This is a genomic window from Croceivirga thetidis (assembly GCF_012272815.1).
Lineage (GTDB): Bacteria > Bacteroidota > Bacteroidia > Flavobacteriales > Flavobacteriaceae > Croceivirga > Croceivirga thetidis.
Map to the genome: position 1 here is coordinate 150,075 of NZ_JAAWWL010000001.1, position 17,837 is coordinate 167,911.

General features: G+C 39.7%; 16 protein-coding genes. 13 read left to right on the plus strand and 3 right to left on the minus strand.

Features of this window, described 5'->3' with window-relative positions; all coding sequences use genetic code 11:
* The 6 genes from HCU67_RS16490 (at position 1) to uxaC (ending at position 6,318) form a co-directional block, all read left to right on the plus strand.
* Entirely contained in the window at positions 1-276 is a 276-nt protein-coding gene (locus HCU67_RS16490; protein ID WP_210423592.1) for a hypothetical protein, read from the plus strand.
* Positions 277-405: 129 nt separating this feature from the next.
* Complete coding sequence (locus HCU67_RS00695) at positions 406-972, plus strand: helix-turn-helix domain-containing protein (RefSeq protein WP_168550691.1); 567 nt, start codon at positions 406-408, stop codon at positions 970-972.
* A 98-nt stretch (positions 973-1,070) separates the two neighbouring features.
* Entirely contained in the window at positions 1,071-2,825 is a 1,755-nt protein-coding gene (locus tag HCU67_RS00700) for a serine hydrolase domain-containing protein (RefSeq protein WP_168550692.1), read from the plus strand.
* 98 nt (positions 2,826-2,923) lie between these two features.
* Positions 2,924-3,721, plus strand: a complete 798-nt coding sequence (locus HCU67_RS00705) for an SDR family oxidoreductase (protein ID WP_168550693.1) — start codon at positions 2,924-2,926, stop codon at positions 3,719-3,721.
* A 21-nt stretch (positions 3,722-3,742) separates the two neighbouring features.
* Positions 3,743-4,909, plus strand: coding sequence for a mannonate dehydratase (uxuA, locus tag HCU67_RS00710; protein WP_210423653.1), 1,167 nt, complete (start codon positions 3,743-3,745; stop codon positions 4,907-4,909).
* 8 nt (positions 4,910-4,917) lie between these two features.
* Positions 4,918-6,318, plus strand: coding sequence for a glucuronate isomerase (uxaC, locus tag HCU67_RS00715; RefSeq protein ID WP_168550695.1), 1,401 nt, complete (start codon positions 4,918-4,920; stop codon positions 6,316-6,318).
* On the opposite strand, the gene HCU67_RS00720 is transcribed toward uxaC, so the two are convergent.
* From HCU67_RS00720 to HCU67_RS00730, 3 genes are read right to left on the minus strand one after another with little or no spacing between them, the layout of a single operon-like run.
* Positions 6,315-7,208, minus strand: a complete 894-nt coding sequence (locus HCU67_RS00720; protein WP_168550696.1) for a sugar phosphate isomerase/epimerase family protein — start codon at positions 7,206-7,208, stop codon at positions 6,315-6,317. The two genes, uxaC and HCU67_RS00720, sit on opposite strands and share 4 nt — an antisense overlap.
* Positions 7,209-7,217: 9 nt before the next feature.
* A complete protein-coding gene (locus tag HCU67_RS00725) occupies positions 7,218-8,261 on the minus strand; it encodes a Gfo/Idh/MocA family protein (protein ID WP_168550697.1) in 1,044 nt (347 codons plus the stop codon).
* Positions 8,258-9,871, minus strand: a complete 1,614-nt coding sequence (locus HCU67_RS00730) for a divalent metal cation transporter (RefSeq protein ID WP_168550698.1) — start codon at positions 9,869-9,871, stop codon at positions 8,258-8,260. Before HCU67_RS00730 ends, HCU67_RS00725 begins: the two co-directional genes overlap by 4 nt.
* A 206-nt stretch (positions 9,872-10,077) precedes the next feature.
* Here HCU67_RS00730 and HCU67_RS00735 point away from each other — a divergent pair, with 206 nt between their 5' ends.
* The 7 genes from HCU67_RS00735 (at position 10,078) to HCU67_RS00765 (ending at position 17,835) form a co-directional block, all read left to right on the plus strand.
* Positions 10,078-10,890: an alpha/beta fold hydrolase gene (locus HCU67_RS00735; RefSeq protein WP_168550699.1), complete on the plus strand. Its 813-nt coding sequence runs from the start codon at positions 10,078-10,080 to the stop codon at positions 10,888-10,890.
* 99 nt (positions 10,891-10,989) lie between these two features.
* Positions 10,990-11,871, plus strand: coding sequence for a sterol desaturase family protein (locus HCU67_RS00740; protein ID WP_210423593.1), 882 nt, complete (start codon positions 10,990-10,992; stop codon positions 11,869-11,871).
* 12 nt (positions 11,872-11,883) lie between these two features.
* Complete coding sequence (locus HCU67_RS00745; protein ID WP_168550700.1) at positions 11,884-12,231, plus strand: VOC family protein; 348 nt, start codon at positions 11,884-11,886, stop codon at positions 12,229-12,231.
* Between the two features lie 115 nt (positions 12,232-12,346).
* The gene (locus tag HCU67_RS00750; protein ID WP_168550701.1) at positions 12,347-12,769 is read left to right on the plus strand and encodes a hypothetical protein; all 423 of its coding nucleotides are present in this window, start codon (positions 12,347-12,349) and stop codon (positions 12,767-12,769) included.
* Between the two features lie 106 nt (positions 12,770-12,875).
* Positions 12,876-15,995, plus strand: a complete 3,120-nt coding sequence (locus HCU67_RS00755; RefSeq protein WP_168550702.1) for a VPS10 domain-containing protein — start codon at positions 12,876-12,878, stop codon at positions 15,993-15,995.
* 22 nt (positions 15,996-16,017) lie between these two features.
* A complete protein-coding gene (locus HCU67_RS00760; protein WP_168550703.1) occupies positions 16,018-16,578 on the plus strand; it encodes an HD domain-containing protein in 561 nt (186 codons plus the stop codon).
* Between the two features lie 273 nt (positions 16,579-16,851).
* Positions 16,852-17,835 (plus strand): DUF4198 domain-containing protein, encoded by a 984-nt coding sequence (locus HCU67_RS00765; protein WP_168552017.1) that lies wholly within the window; start codon positions 16,852-16,854, stop codon positions 17,833-17,835.
* Positions 17,836-17,837 lie beyond the last annotated feature (2 nt).

Here is a 17,837-nt window from a genome sequence, read left to right on the forward strand (position 1 = left end):
ATGGAATTTCTAAGTAAAAATATTTGGTTTATACTTTTTGTGGCCTGGGGGCTGCCCTTGAGTTTTTATCGTAGTAAATTCCGTAAAATCGTCTATCAAACTGATAGTTGGACCATCAATATAAAACCGCTTTTTATCAAGGAAATCAAGGGGCTTTTTGGCAATATCTATCCTGAAAACAAGGAATACAAAAGGTTTCGAAATTTCTATCGTTTCTATCTGTCCATTTATTTAGTGTTGTTTATCGCTTATCTGATCTTTGATAACAACCCCTGAAAAGACAATCGAAACACAATTAAGTATTTGATAAATCGAATTAGATTCAATCGTTTATCTTTATTTATAGTTGAAATGTTTCAATTAAAACTTTATATAATTTTTGAAATATAGCCCCCCTAAGTCCTAATGAAAGAAGACAACAAACTACGCAAACTTAGGGTCACCAATAACCTTACCCAAGAAGAACTCTCTAAACAATCAGGTATTTCGATTCGAACTATACAACGCTTGGAAAAAGGATTGACTTCTGGTAGTAGCTACACCTTAAAAGCTTTGGCAAAAGTTCTGAACGTAGCACCGAATCAGCTGTTTGATTTAGCAAAACCCCAAGGTGCTGAAAAAGCAGATATTGATAAAATAAAATTCCTCAATTTCAGCATACTGAGTGTTTTGTTAATACCATTCGGGAATATTATACTACCTACAATCATATACCTGAGAAACCGGAAAAACAAAGCTGTCAATCAAGCGGGTCGAAAAATTATAAGTTTTCAAATTGTAAGCACCTTTGTTTTGTTCTTTTTTAGTGTTTTAATCTTTCTCTTTATAGGTCGGGGCAATGGTGCGATACCCCTACCCGTTTTTATTATTTACTGTATGATTGTTATTGTAAATGTTCTTATCGTTATACGAACAGCAATCGATATTGAAAAAGAAAACGAGCTATTGAGCTTCTTTCCGAACTTATTCTAATTATTTCACCTGTCATTTAAATGTCACCTAAATGACAGGTGACTTTTCTGCTTATCAGTTTCAATTAAAAATAGTTTTGGGTCATCAAAATAAATGGCATGACACAAAAAATTTTTGCTACCGTTCTGTTTTTCTTGGCATATACAGCTTTATTTTCACAGAACCTGAATACCCAAAAATTGGATGATTATTTTGATTCCCTCGAACAACGGAATCTAATCATGGGCAGTATTTCAATTGCACAAAATGGAATTCCAATCTATTCAAGGGCAATAGGCTTTCGTTCTATTTCTGGTGAAACGAAAATTAAAGCAGATACGGTTACCAATTATAGAATTTGGTCCATTACTAAGCTCTACACGGCCACCATGATCACGCAATTGATTGAAGAAGGCAAACTATCACTAGATACGAAGCTTAGTCGGTTCTATCCTCAAATTCCAAATGCAGAACGTATCACTATAAAAAGCATGCTCAATCATAAAAGTGGAATTCATGATTTCACTCAAAACGATACTGAAGAAGATTGGGATGCAACTATTGCAGAGCCAATGACCCCAAAATTCATGGTTGCCCAAATCGCAAAATATCCCTCTGATTTTGAACCCAATTCTCGATTTAACTATAGCAATTCAAACTACCTACTTCTGGGGTACATCATCGAAAAACTTGACGGTAGTCCATATGGAACATCGCTTGGTAACAGGATAATTTCAAAACTCGGCCTTCAAAGCACCTATTTCGGTGTTGGAGCATTGGACAGTATTGATAATAAAGCTAATACGTACGCCTACAAAAAGACTTGGTTCGCTGTAGATGAAGGTGAGTTTAGCGGGTTGATTCCCGCTGGTGCGGGTGGAATCGTATCCACTTCAAACGACATGGGTTTGTTCATTCAAGGTTTGTTTGCAGGAAAGCTTGTATCAAAAGAAAGTTTGGCAACCATGATACCAAAAAATGAAAGCTACGGACTTGGCATTATGAAAACTTCCTTTCAAGAATTAGCTACTGGGTATGGACATACTGGGGGTTACCTTGCCTCTGAATCGAGTTTATTCCATTATCCAAAACAGGGCTTGTCCATTGCGTTTGCAACCAATGGATTGGTCATCCCAAAGGAGGAAATTCTAGATAATGTTCTAAAGATTTATTATGACAAACCTTTTGGGATATCCATGAATAGAAAGTTACAAGCACTTCTGATTTTTTGCATTGGCCTGTTATTATTTCTTGTTGTAAAACTAAAGCTCCTTGCGTCCATTAATCAAAGTAGTTTATTGTATTTAGGATATGCAACAGCACTTCTGTTCTGGATTGGTTCTCTTGTTGCCAGCCGAATACATGGCAACCATAGTTTTATAAAGGATGGCGTTACCAAACTCGATGAATTTTACAGCAATTCTGGAACCTTTATGGCCGGAATTCAATTCATAATGGTCTTTTTATTGCTACTCTTCTTTTTGAGCGCCATTCAAAAACTAAAACTATTAAAGCTTAGTATTTTGCCTATAGCACCCATTCTTGTGTTACCAATAACTCTATTTGGGAGCACCATTTTTCCATTCCCAAATGGGTTGTATCAGATTTTTACCAATTCAATTCTTCTAATTATTCTCGGGCCAATTTTGGTAACTATATTTTGGCGAAAAAAAGAGGTAATAAAATTTCGTTGGCAGTCAGCAGCATGCCTTGGGTTAATGTTGGGCTCAATATTTTTAATATTCAATCGACCATCTTTCCCAGAATTTATTCATAACCATTGGGGAATAATTCAACGGTTATTCTATTTGGGATGGACCCTCTGGTTGTGTTTTTTAAGTTATCAGCTTTTAAAGCTGAAAACACGACAATAGTTCAACAAACCTAAATTTCAAATTGGAGTTTGCCGTTGACACCCTATGGTTGCGACTTATGTAGTACCTTCAAGACGTTAATTCGCAATTCATAAAAAATGCAAGGCAAGGTCGTTGTAATTACTGGTGGAAATGGAACCTTAGGCTCTGCCTTTGCTAGAGGTATGGCCGAAAATGGCGCCACTGTTTTCATTTTAGGTAGGGATGCCGCGAAGTCTAAAAAAGTAGTTGATCAGTTAAAAAATCAGGGGGTACAAATTCACAGCCTAACATGCGATGTCTTGAATGAACAAGCAGTCGAACACACTGTTGAGACTATTATGGAAAAGACCGGTAAGATTGATATTTTGATCAATGCTGCGGGAGGAAACCGAACGGGCGCTACAGTTACCCCGGAACAATCCTTCACCGAATTATCCATTGATCAATTCAAACAGGTTACCGATTTAAATTTATTGGGCACTGTGATTCCGAGCATGGCCTTTTCAAAACCAATGATAAAGGCAGGAAAGGGTTGTATTATCAATATTTCATCAATGGCGGCACAATTACCCTTGACCAGAGTGGTTGGTTATTCAGCCTCCAAAGCAGCCGTTGACAACTTTACCCGATGGATGGCCATAGAATTTGCAACTAAATATGGAGAGGGCATTCGAGTGAATGCCATTGCTCCAGGATTTTTTATTGCTGAGCAGAATAAGCGCTTACTCTTAAATGATGACGGAAGCCTTACCGCGAGGGGCCAAACGATTATAGACCAAACACCGGCGAACCGATTTGGTCGACCTGAAGAATTAATGAGCACCTTACTTTGGCTTTGTGATGACAATTCGAGTTTTGTAAATGGAGTTGTAATTCCTGTAGATGGCGGATTTAGTGCTTTTAGTGGTGTTTAACAAATGATGCAAATGACTAGCTTGGAAAAAACATGGCGTTGGTATGGTCCTGATGATGGGGTGAGTCTCGCTGATATTCGGCAAGCTGGGGCAACCGGTATAGTGACCGCACTTCACCACATTCCCAATGGTGATGTCTGGCCAATTGCCGAGATAGAAAAACGAAAAAAGACCATCGAAAAAGCGGGCCTGCAATGGTCAGTGGTAGAGAGCATACCTGTGCATGAAGACATTAAACGAAGGTCCGGTGATTTCGAAAAATACGTTCAAAACTACAGGCAAAGCATTCAAAATCTCGCGCATTGTGGTATTAAAATAGTCACTTATAATTTCATGCCGGTATTGGATTGGTCCCGAACCAATTTAGCCTACCCCATGCCTGATGGTTCAACCGCGCTTTATTTTGACGCCACAGCTTTCGCTGCCTTTGACCTCTACATTCTAAAAAGGCCGAATGCGTCCAAAGATTATAGTCCGGAAGAAGTTGAACGTGCTGAAAAATTGTTTTCCGAAATGTCTGCACTGGACAAAGAAAAATTGACCAAAAATATTATTGCAGGCTTGCCAGGTGGCACCACAAAAAGTGTATTAGACCTAACGGCTTTTCAAGAAATCTTAGACAGCTATGCTTCTATCAATAGCGATACTTTACGCAGCAACCTGATTTATTTTTTAAAGGGAATCACACCGGTTGCTGAAGAATTTGGAGTAAAACTGGCCGTTCATCCGGATGATCCGCCATTTCCATTGCTTGGCCTACCGAGAATAGTCAGTACTGCTGCTGATGTGGATGAACTATTTTCTCAAGTTCCTTCTCGTTCCAACGGTCTTTGCTTTTGCACAGGTTCTTTTGGGGTGCGGCCGGATAATGACCTTCCTAAAATGGTACGTCAATTCAGTGACCGTATTCACTTTATTCATTTACGTGCAACCAAACGAGATGCGCAGGGTAACTTTTACGAAGCCAACCATTTAGAGGGTGATGTAGACATGTTTGCCGTAATGAAGGAATTATTGCATGCGGCAAAAAATCAAAAATGTGCAATACCTATGCGTCCAGACCATGGCCATCAAATGTTGGATGACCTCAAGAAAGAAACGAACCCTGGTTATTCTGCCATTGGAAGGTTACGAGGTCTTGCAGAACTACGTGGATTGGAATTGGGAATCCTAAAATCAACATTTTAATATTCGGTATGGCCAAGGCATTTTTAGACGATAATTTTCTTTTGCAAAGCAAAACCGCTGAAAAACTGTTCCATGACTTTGCTCGCGACCTCCCCATTATCGATTATCACAACCATCTCAACCCAGAGCATATTGCCACCAACAAATCGTATGCAAACATCACAGAGATTTGGCTTAAAGAAGATCATTACAAATGGAGAGCAATGCGCGCTAACGGCATCGACGAGAAATATATTACGGGTAAAGCGACTGCCAAGGATAAATTTCAACAATGGGCCGAAACGGTCCCATACACCATGAGAAATCCATTGTACCATTGGACGCATTTAGAACTGCAACGGTACTTCAATATTTCAGATTTGCTGAACCCAACCTCGGCCATCCAGATTTATGAAGAAACAAACCAACAACTACAAAAAGCTGATTTCAATTCACAAGGCCTTTTGGATAAAATGAAGGTTGAAGTTATTTGTACCACTGATGATCCAACCGATAGATTGGAATTTCATGAGACCCATCGCAGTGGTACTTCAAAATTAAAAATGCTGCCCACTTTCCGACCTGATAAACTTATTACCATTGACAATCCTGATTTTCTATCGCAGTTGGCCAAACTCGAAGCGGTTGTTGGCACAGAAATTAAATCGTTCACAGATCTGGTCTCCGCTTTGGAAAAGAGGATTGATTTTTTTGATGCTAAAGGATGTCAATTGGCAGACCATGGTATGGCCCAATTATTTGCAATTTCACCTTCAGAAAAAAAGCTTGATGGCATCCTTGGGAAAAAGAGGGATGGAAAAACTCTCACCCAAGAGGAAGCTGCACTATTTCAAATGACTTGCTTGCATGAATTGGCACAAATCTATAACCGTAAAAACTGGACCATGCAGTTTCATTTGGGTGCGCTCCGTAACAATAGTGATAGATTAATGCGCCTAGTAGGTGCAGATGCCGGCACGGATAGTATCGGTGATTTTGAACAAGCAACAGGTTTGGCCGCTTTCTTAAATCGATTGGATAAAATTGATTCCCTACCAAAGACCATTTTATACAATTTGAATCCTAAAGACAATGAGGTCTTTGCAACCATGGCCGGAAATTTCAATGACGGCAGCATGGCAGCCAAGATTCAATGGGGCTCGGCCTGGTGGTTTCTTGACCAAAAAGATGGGATGGAGAAACAAATCAATACCCTGAGCAATATGGGTTTACTAAGCCGATTTATTGGTATGCTTACAGATAGTCGCAGCCTCTTATCCTTTCCTAGACATGAGTATTTTAGAAGAATCCTTTGCAATCTTTTGGGGCAGGATATTGAAAATGGCGAACTACCAAATGATATTAATTGGATAGGTCAACTAGTGGAGGATATTTGCTATAACAACGCCAAAAGTTACTTTGGGTTTTAACTGAGAATTTCAGCTACCATCTTTTCAAATCGTTGGGCATATTCTTTATAGATATTGTACGCAAAATTATCGTCTTGGTTCTGTGACGCATCATGAAAAACCTTACCCATATGAGGCTCAATCGCAAATAAACCTTCATAACCGTTGGCCATTAAATCAGCAATAATGGTTTTAATGTGGCCATGGCCTTCCCCGGCAAAAGTGTAGTTGGGCGTATCATCCGCAGATATCACTGCATCTTTTACATGCACATGAGCAATAGCATGTTTGACTTGGTGGTAAAACTCTAGTGTACTTTGCCATGGATAGGGTGGTTCTTTTGAACGGTCTCTTTGAAATATGGGATTGCCGGTGTCGAAAACCAATTGCAAATCTGCAACCTCATCTAAAAGTCGTAGTGTATGTTCTGCAGAAAAACCACCCCAGTTCATGCAGTTTTCGTGTAATGCTGTTAAGTCCTCATCTTTGAATCGCTGTACGATATAATTCAATCTCTTGAACCGTTCTTTTTCATATTGGTCCTCTCCCCAAGGTTCTTGGGCATACGACATGACCCTGACATAGCTAACACCTAAACGTTTCATTCTCGGAATACAACGTTCTATTTCTTTTTTGGTGATATCAAAATCAGATTTAATATGCTTTGCCCAATTACCAATGAGACTGCCGAACTCGGCAACTTTCAAATTGGCCTCTTCTAATGTACTAACCACTTTTTCAAATGCTTCATCGGAAATCTCGTGAATATTTGCGTCACCAACAGTTCTTGCAGAAATATACTGCCAACCGAGTTCTTGGGTCAACTTAATTTGAGCCTCCAAATATGGCGAAGCTTCATCGGTAAATCCGCTGAGTCTATTTAGGTATTTGTTTTTTAGATTCGATTCCATTTCGATTCCTTACAGTGTAATCCAGGCACCATTGTTTTTTGCCGATTCATAAATAGCGGTTATCAATTTCACGGATTTCATCGCCTCCTTGCCCGAAATTAACGGTTGTCGATTGTTTTTAATGGCATCAATTACATCTTCAAAATTTCGTTGGTGGCCGATATAGTTGATGGTATTAGGATCATTGGCTCCTAAGGGCTTTTCGTCTCCTTCCATCAAGGAGTTACGAATTTTGTCATCTACAGGCAGTCCATTTTTAAAATCCCAAACACTGAATTTTTCGTCCTTTAAAAAGACAGAGCCATGTTCACCACATATCTGAATTTGCGCTGGATGTCCTTCGGAGGAAAAACAGCCGGTCGAAGCTTGGATTGTTCCCTTGGCACCATTCTCGAATTCCAATAGTGCAACCGCCGTATCTTCAACTTCAACTCCGGTATGGGTCAAGGTAGCCACCGACGCTGATAAACGATTGACCGGACCTACTACATACAATAGTTGGTCAATGGTGTGTATGGCCTGATTCATAAGGGCACCTCCCCCATCAAATTGCCAGGTGCCACGCCACGCTCCTGAATCGTAATAGGCTTGGTCTCGGTACCATTTTATTTGTGCATCGCATAAGGTCAATTGCCCAAAACGGTTCTGTTTCACAGCTGTTTTTAGCTCTTGCAATGCCGGATTAAACCTTCGATTAAATATACCGCTTAGTACCACCCCCGCTTCTTCGGCAGCATTGATCATTTGTTGAATACGTTCAGGGTTGATTTCCAAGGGTTTCTCACAAATGATATGCTTTCCAGCCTTTGCAGCTAACAAACTTGGTTCTAAATGGGCCCCAGAAGGTGTGGCAATGGTAATTATTGCAATATCAGGATTGTTCAAAAAATCGGATAACTCACTGTAAAAAGGGCAATTGAATTCTTCACCTAAAGCTTTTGCCTTTTCAGGATTACGTGCATAGATACCTCCCAATTCCGCTCCTTCAATTGCCTCTATGGCCATTGCATGAAAACGGGCTATCATTCCCCCACCTAGTACTCCAAAAATCATGAATTCGTATTTTCTCTTCGGTAAAAGCTGTAACAACCACTAACGGTCAATACCAACAAAAGTACTATTCCACCTGTTGCAAAATAGCTTTCAAAAGAATTGGCGCTTCCCATTTTACTCCACAATGCCCAAATAGAAGCAAAACTAGCAAAGCCCATAGCGGTCAACAAAAGTAAATTCAGGGCAATCCTATTTTTGGGCAACTCTGATTTTAAGGCTGACTTTGAATTTAATAGCAACATAATAATCAAATAAGCAATGGGCAGTAAAGTTGTAGCGATTACAGAAGCAGGAATCACCAAGGCACTTTTGATACTTCCTGACCAGATAATTGGGGAAAGCAGCCCCATAAAAGCGGGAATCAATGCCCCAAGAAAGAAAACCTTTCTATTTCCAAATCTGTTTAAGGCTTCACTGATTGCATATCCGTTCATCATCATATGAACAAGCATGGTACTCAGGGCCATAGCCAAAATTCCAATTCCAAAAATCAATTGGGACCATCTGCCCAAAAAGGGTTCCAAGGCGACAGCCAAGTCTTTGGCATTACGTTTCGATAACATAACCGCCAATTTTTTATCAGCTGGGCTAACGGCCAATCTTAGCTCCTCCTTTCGTTCTAGAGGATAGGAGCTGTACCCTTGATGTTCAAAGGTCAGTCTGGCATCCAAAACTTCGTGATAGGCCTGTGCATTTACAGAAGCGTTTTCATTGGCATGAAACTGGGAAGCAGAAGCAATGATCAAAGCAGAAGCTCCCAGAACAAAAGGAATCAATAGACCCAAAACCAAATCAAATCGGGCCAGTTCGCGATCTTGTTTCCCCCATTTTCGCTTTAAAATGGTGTAGGGCAATAGAAAAGTCATATTGATTCCCACAGCGGTACCGAATGCCCCAATAATTATATTACGTTGACTTCTGGTTATGTAGCCAGACCAAAACGACTTATAGTCCGCAGTTGCTTCAATAAATTTTTGATACGAATCTGTTGGATGAAACAAGGCACCAAAATCAGGCACTAATCCTTTGCCAATTTGATTCCAGGCCACCTCCCCTTTTGCAATTAATAAAATTACCACTACAATAAAGGCTAAAACAATAATGGCGACTAGAGCCTTGATAATTTGATCTATGATTACCGCGCTTTTTCCTTTCCCAGAAAACAACCATATCAATGTCGAACTCAATAAAAAAAGTATAGCTGTAATGATGAAGGGGTTGACATCAAACCCCAGATTACTCTGAACCGCATCAGTGCCCAAGGCGAACTGTGAAGCACAAAAAACAACATTGGCAACCACAGTTGCCAAAAGCCAACCCCAAGCCAATGTTGGGGAAACTCTTTTTTTTGCCAATAGGAACGGACGGTCTTTTGCACTCAAGGTGATATAAGAAAGTGCACCAAGCATCAGCACACCACATAGCATTGCCAAAGGCTGAAGCCAAAGAAATTCAAATCCGCCGATAACGCCCAAGTAAAGCGCACTTACCAAAGTTCCACCCCCCAATGTAACTGCTGCCTGTATCCAACCAGGTCCACTTAAACGAGCGTACTTGAAGCTTCTCTTGAAAAAGGAATCTGAATGGGCTACTTGAGAATTTTTCTTCATTGGATTGGTTGGCAGAAGTCTAAAAATAAAAAATCAAAAGTGATAATGAGATTAGACATGCAAACTGAAGTAAAAAATTCGAATCCCCATAATCAAAAATTGAAACGGTAATTGCCTAACTTCAGTCACAAGAAATATCCTTCTTTAAATAAGATTCCTTTTCTTAAAAATTTTAAATCTTCATAGACGCATAGTGTACTTAAATAATGAAAAAGAAATTCATCAAACTAGCTTCCATTTTATTTCCCAAAACCATTACTTCTTTTGCTTATGATAAATTAACCAATCCGCAAGTGCGTAAACTTCGTGAAAATGAATTGGTCACCCTTGAAAAAGCTGAATCTGAGGATTACGCCTTCAAAGACTTCAACATTAAACTTTATAAATGGTTAGGCGGAACGAATACAATTTTACTTATTCATGGTTGGGAAGGGCAAGCAGGCAATTTTTCAGATTTGATTGATGCCCTATTAGACAAAGGGTTTACAGTTTATGCCTTTGATGCGCCTTCGCACGGTTTTAGTTCAAAAGGAGAAACTAGTCTTTTTGAGTTCACGGAGTTGGTTGCCGTTTTGATAAAAAGGTTCGGTGTGAAAAATTTAATCAGTCATTCTTTTGGTGGTGTTGCGACCACCTATGCCCTCTTCAAGAATCAAGATTTGGTAATGGACAACTACGTTATGCTTACCACACCCGATAAGTTTACCGAACGAATCGATGATGTTTCCGAAATCGTGGGCATTACTGAAAATGTCAAAAAGCGATTAATCCAGCGCTTGGAAAAAGAAAACGATATTGATGTGACTACCTTAAATGTCAGTGATTTTGTAAAGACAATGAATGTAAAAAAAGGGTTGATTATACATGACAAAAACGACCAAATCATTCCGATTTCAAGGTCGAAAAATGTACAAGTTAATTGGGTCAACTCTGATTTTAAGGAAATCACTGGAACAGGTCATTTTAGAATTCTACGCACTCCAGAAGTAATTGACGAAGTGGTGGCGTTTTTCGTTTAAAAGACTGCTGAATTGGTTTTACCAAATACAAAATAGAACAACTCTTTCTTGAAAATCAGTACCTTAATACCAATAATTTTAATATTCATTAAGAGGTAAATGGAAGAACAAACCATAAGCAAACTAATACCTGTAACCGTATTATTTGTTCTAGGCATTATCGAATCACTGGGCGGATTATATTTTCATGATAAGCGTTCAAAGAACGATTTTACAATTGAATTGGTAAGTCTAATAACCTTGCCGACCTTAATTCAACCAGGTATCTTTCTTCTTGTTTTTTGGATAATGAACGTTGCATCTCCAGGCCTGGAAAATTACTTTCTTGACACTTCCTTATGGTGGCATATTTTGGCATTCCTCGTTTTGGACGATATGACGCAATATTGGTGGCATAGGCTCTCCCACGCAAATAAAAAAATGTGGAAGCTTCATCGACCTCATCATGTTGTGGAGGAGATGGGTGTTTTGGTCACCTATAGAAATGCCGTGTTGTACTACGCATTGATGCCAGGTATTTGGTTTTCAGCGGTATTGATTTATATGGGTATGGGCTACGTATACCTATTTTATTTACCGATTAAATTGGTGATTATTCTATTGGCACATAGTGAGACAAAGTGGGATAGGGTACTTTATCGCTATAAATTTTTAAGTCCGTTGGCATGGGTGATCGAGCGTACGATTTCTACTCCAAGCACACACTTTGCACATCATGGATTAACAGCTGAAGACGGGGTTTCAAACCCGAATGGCAATTATGGTAATTTGCTATTTATTTGGGATGTGATTTTCGGTACTGCAAAGATTACGAGAAAATATCCTTCGAGATTTGGGGCTTGGAACCAAATTAAAGAACCATGGCACGTTCAGCTACTCTTCCCATTAGTAACCTCAAAAGATGTAAATAGTGAACTGCATTCCATTAAAACGAATAATGACTATGACCCCTCAGTAGATTTTAAAGAATTTACCAAATAGCACCGAAAACAAATGAAAAAGACCGTAGTACATTTTGAGATTGGCTGTGGGGATATCGATCAAACTTCAGATTTTTACAGTAAGGTTTTTGACTGGAAAATGACTAGACATGGTAATGCTGCGATTATCGATACAGGCAATGACGGCAGTTTAGGAGGCCATCTTAATAAACTGGGCCCGAACGACCCTGAAAACTATGTTACCGTCTACATTCAAACAGATTCATTGGAATCTGATTTGGAAGCAATTGTTGCAAATGGAGGGGAAATTTTTGTCAATCCTGTAAAATTACCTGATGGTAGGCAATTTGCTTGGTTTAAAGATGTGGCCGGTAATCTCATTGGATTGATTACGGCCTAAGCATAATTCGACGATAGTCGCAAAATCACAAATCAATTGGTTAGCTCAAAGATTTGAACTTAAAATAAATTAACGCAACCCAAGTCAATCGAATGCACCTTAAAGTAAAAAGGTCATGAATAAAATTCGCCCCATCTTGATTTTCATACTGATGACTGCGCTGATATTTGGTTGCAATGATTGTGATGATTGTTTGGATACCCAAGAAAAAAACTTACTTATAGTTGACAACAATGGCAATAATTTGCTATTTGGTTCAAATGCGATTTTTGACCCTTTTAACGTTAACCTCAATTTTGAAACTGGTGCAGCTTCAGCCTGGTTCGTTGATGAGCAGACACAAAGTATATGGTTTGCTTTAGAACCTGAGCAAACTACTTATATTCTACAATTGGATGATACCTATTCAATTTTCATAGAATTCGATTTGGGCGAACGTAAAAGTGAACGTTGTTGTGGCAACCAAATCTATTCCACTTCCACTCAGGTCAATGGTGTTATGGTTGATAATTCAGATACCATCACTATTACTTACTAGTCTATATTACTTAAATAAAACCACTAGAAATACTTGTGGGATTGTAGTATATTTAAGGTAACCCCCCTGTTTGGGGAAGGAAACGACTAACGAAAACACCATCCAAATGAAAAAAGTCTTACCAAGCGCATTTCTATGTGCACTATTTTGCTGTTTTTTCAGCCTATCTTCTCAAGAAACCAACGAACAATCTTCCAAAACCGAAATTGATACCAGTTTTTACAGTGGTCTAAAATGGCGGAACATTGGTCCCAAACGAGGTGGTCGTTCGCTAGGTTGCGCTGGCAGTCCAAGTCGCCCCAATGAATACTATTTTGGAGCCACCGGTGGAGGATTATGGAAAACCGTTGATGGCGGAAATGAGTGGAAAGCGATCACTGATGGCCAAGTAACAAGTTCTTCGGTTGGTGCCGTAGCAGTTGCAGAAACGAATCCAGATATTGTCTATATCGGCATGGGTGAAGTTCAATTACGGGGTAGTATTACCCAAGGTGACGGCGTTTATAAATCTGAAGATGCCGGAAAAACATGGAAACATTTAGGCCTGAAGGAAACCCAAGCTGTCGCACGTATTCGAATTCACCCAACTAATCCAGATGTTGTGTATGTGGCTGCCTTAGGTCACCCCTACGGAGATAATGAGGAACGCGGGGTTTTCAGAAGTAAGGATGGTGGTGATAACTGGGAGAAGGTTTTGTATGTAGGCCCAAAAGCTGGTGCAGTAGATTTAATTATCGATAGGAACAATCCTGAGATTTTGTTCGCAACTACATGGCAGGTACAACGTAAAGCTTGGAAAATGTGGGGTGGCGGCGGCCAAAGTAAATTGTGGAAATCGATTAATGGAGGAGATACCTGGACGGACCTAACCCAAAACACCGGAATGCCTGAAGGCCCAATCGGTAAAATTGGGGTAACGGTTTCTCCAGCAGATTCAAATCGGGTTTGGGCCATTGTAGAGGCGAATGAAGGTGGAGTTTTTCGTTCAGACGATGCTGGTATGACTTGGCAAAAAACCAACGATGAACGTAAGCTACGACAGCGCGCATTTTACTATTCAAGGGTGTATGCTGACCCCTTAGATAAGGATAAAGTATATGGTTTGAACACTCGAATGTACTTATCATTGGATGGTGGTAAAACATTTGATTCCATTGTTCAAACCCCACACGGTGACAACCATGACCTTTGGATTGACCCCAATAATCCAAAACGCATGATAAATGCCAATGATGGTGGTGGTAATGTTACCATAAATGGTGGTAAATCGTGGACGGAACAAGACTTTGTAACCACACAATTCTACCATGTTATGGCTACAAATGATGTGCCCTATCATGTTGCCGGTGCACAACAAGATAACAGCACTTTGGCCATGCCAAGCGATGGCTGGAGCCATATGCAGGCAAGGGGTCACAATAAGGGTTGGTATTATGCAGTGGGTGGTGGTGAAAGTGGCTGGATTACACAGCATCCTGAAAATCTTGATATTTTTTATGCAGGCAGCCAAGGAGCCCTATTGACCAGATACGACAGAAGCAATGGGCAGATACGTGATATTCAGGTATATCCAAGGTTCTTTTCTGGTGAACCCGCCGAAGCCTTACCTGAAAGATGGCAATGGACTTTCCCAATTATGTTTGCCCCGCAAGACAGTAAGGTAATGTACACCTGCTCCCAGCACGTTTGGAAAACAACAAATGATGGACAAACTTGGGAAAAGATAAGTCCTGATTTAACCTATGCCGACCCAAGCACCTTGGGTAAAACTGGAGGCGTTATCACTATGGACATGAATGGACCCGAGATTTATGCTACAGTTTTTGCCTTAGCTCCTTCGTTTCATGACATTAATACCATTTGGGCAGGTTCAGACGATGGCAAAATCCATATTACCCGTGATGGAGGAAAGAACTGGGAAGATATTACCCCCGCTGATTTACCTAAATTTTCTAGGGTTAGCATTATCGATGAATCAAAACATCGACCCGGAACCTTGTTTGTAGCTGCTAACCGTTATCAGGTTGATGATAGACAACCTTATGTCTTTAAAACACATGATTACGGTAAAACTTGGACAAAAATTATCAACGGAATTGAAGATGGGCACTTTGCCCGAGCTATTCGAGAAGATCATGAAAGAGAAGGACTGCTATTTCTAGCAACGGAACACGGCGTCTACTTTTCGATGAATGATGGTATGCAATGGACGAGCTTACAATTGAATTTACCGGATACCCCAATTCGAGATTTGGTAATTAAGGATAATGATGTGGTTTTAGGTTCCCATGGCCGGGGTTTCTGGATACTTGACGATATTCAACCTCTACGCCAGTTTCAACCGAATATGTTGAATCAACCCGTAGTGTTATTCGAACCATCTGATGCCATTCGAGGCATTACTGAAGCTTCGGTTCAGTATTATCTAAAAGAGCAATTAGACACGATTACTTTTGAAATTCTTGATGCCGAAGACAACATTATAGATACGTTTACCGGCAGCAAGCCAAAATACAAAGTAGACAAGAACATTCCTTGGTGGCAAAGAGGTGGCTCATCTAAACCAACAACCGCAAAAGGAATGAACACCTTTACTTGGGACCTTCGCTATCCTGGTGCCACTGATTTTGAAGGAATGATTATTTGGAGTGCCCGCCCGACCAGGGGCCCAAAAGCACCACTTGGCAATTATAAGGTCCGACTAAAATCGGGTGATTATCAGAAAACTTTTCCCTTTGCAATTCACATGAATCCTAATCTAAAGGGAATTACCAAGGCAGACTTGGACGAACAGTTTGAAATGGCCAACAATATCATGCAAAAAACAAGTGCAGCCAATGAAGCGGTAATTCAAATTCGGAAAATCAAAGGCAAATTGAACGAACAAGAAGATAAAATCTCAAGCAGTGTGATGAAAAAAACCATCACACCTTTCATCAATAAAATCAGTACTATTGAAGAAAATCTATATCAAGTTAAAAATCAGTCTGGGCAAGACCCATTGAACTTTCCAATCAAATTAAACAATCGATTGGCGTCTTTGAGACGAAGTGTTGAAAATGGAGATGCCAAACCGACTGATGGCGCTTACAAGGTGTTCAACGAACTTTCTGCAGAACTTGAGGTTGAATTGAACAATTTGGCGAATATTCTGAAAAAGGAAATGCCAAAAGTGAATAAAGCACTTACGGATGTTGGAGGAATGCGTATCGAATCTTTTAAATAAGAAACTAAGAATGCCTTAGTTCATGAAATTAGAACAATTGCTTAGAAGTCTAACCGAATTGGAAAAACTCAAAACGGTTGATCGTGGTCTTAATGTAGGAAACCGAAAAGAGAGTTCAGCGGAGCATTCATGGAGTTGTCTTCTAATTGCTGACTTGATTATTGATTTTGTCAATGAACCGCTAGATAAGTTAAAAGTTTTTGAATACCTGATCTACCACGACGTTGTCGAAATCTATGCTGGTGATGCCAAATTCAATAATCCGGAAGAAATGAAATTGAAACGGAAAAAAGAGCAACGAGCTTTGGAACAAATTTCATCGTTTATACCAAATACCAATAAATTTCAGAGAATAATGCATGAGTACGAAGAGCGTTTAACGAGGGAATCGGAATTCGCGAAAGCCATTGATTGTATAGACTCATGCGTTAGAAATCTAAATGATGAAAGTGCATCAAATAAAGACGGTTTCACAGAAACATTAATTCGGGCTAAATACGTACCCCATGTTTCGAAATTTGTGCTAACACAAAAATTGTTTGAAGCGCTCATGAATAGATTAGTTGCACAAAATAAAGTTTAACTAAAGAATTGGAACTTTAAAAATGAACCCAAAAATAAATTAGTCCGTAACTATGGTGTAATCGATAATTTTGAAATCAGCTACAGAATTCTGACTAAAAATCAAAGTGGAAACCTAAAAACCAGACTAATTCTACTCGCTAGTAAATACTAATAGAATACGATGAAATTGACAAAAAGCCCAATCCTGAATAAAATCAAATCTACCATCCGAAAACCATTATACCTCGTTTTAGTAGTGTTGTTATGCTGCAGCCACGATTTGTATTTGAAAATGGGAACTTACTTTTTAGAGTCAAATCAAGATGCCATTATCAGTCTTTTCAATGGGACCTTCGAACGGAGTGAAAATATAATTACCCGAGACCGTATGTTGGATGCCTCTCTTGTTGGGCAAGGTGATAGATTACCTATCGACCCAGATTGGTGGAAAGACCAAGACAGTACAATTACACAACTAACCCTTAATTCGGGAGATGCTGGCACCTATATGGTAGGGGTTTCTACTAAGGCAAGAAACATAGAGCTTACGTCAAATGAGTTCAATGATTACTTGAAACATGACGGCATATTGGATATGCTGGAACAACGAACCAATGATGGTGTTTTGGACCAAGATGCAGTAGAGAGTTATCAAAAACATGTAAAGGCCATCTATCAAGTAGGTGAAAAGAAAACAAACGATTGGAGCACGGTTTTAGGATATCCAATTGAATTTGTTCCTCAAGCAAACCCTTATGACTCCTACAGCGGTGAAAAGTTGGAAGTACAAGTTTTGTTGGACGGTCAACCACTTTCGAACCAGCTTGTTTATGCTGATTATATCAAAAGCACACATTCACATTCACATCATACACATGAGCATGATAGTCATGGCCATTCACATGATGATGGGCATAGCCATGACGAGGAGCATTCACATGAAGGGCATACACATTCTCACGATTCTGATGAAGGACATACACATACCAGCGGGCAAAAACTACGAACAAATGAGAAGGGTATGGTCAATGTAAATTTACCCGAAGATGGTATTTATTACTTACGCACCATTCATATGGTTCAGGTCACCAATAGCGAAGAATTGACCCATGAATCTAAATGGGCCACGCTGAGCTTTGAGGTTACTCATGAGCATAGTGCAGATACACATACTCATGACCACGACCATGAAGAAGGTATTTCAACTTGGATTTTTATTTTGGCCAGTATTCTGATTATTGGTGCACTTTTTTTGGTCTTTAGAAAAAAGAAATAGCA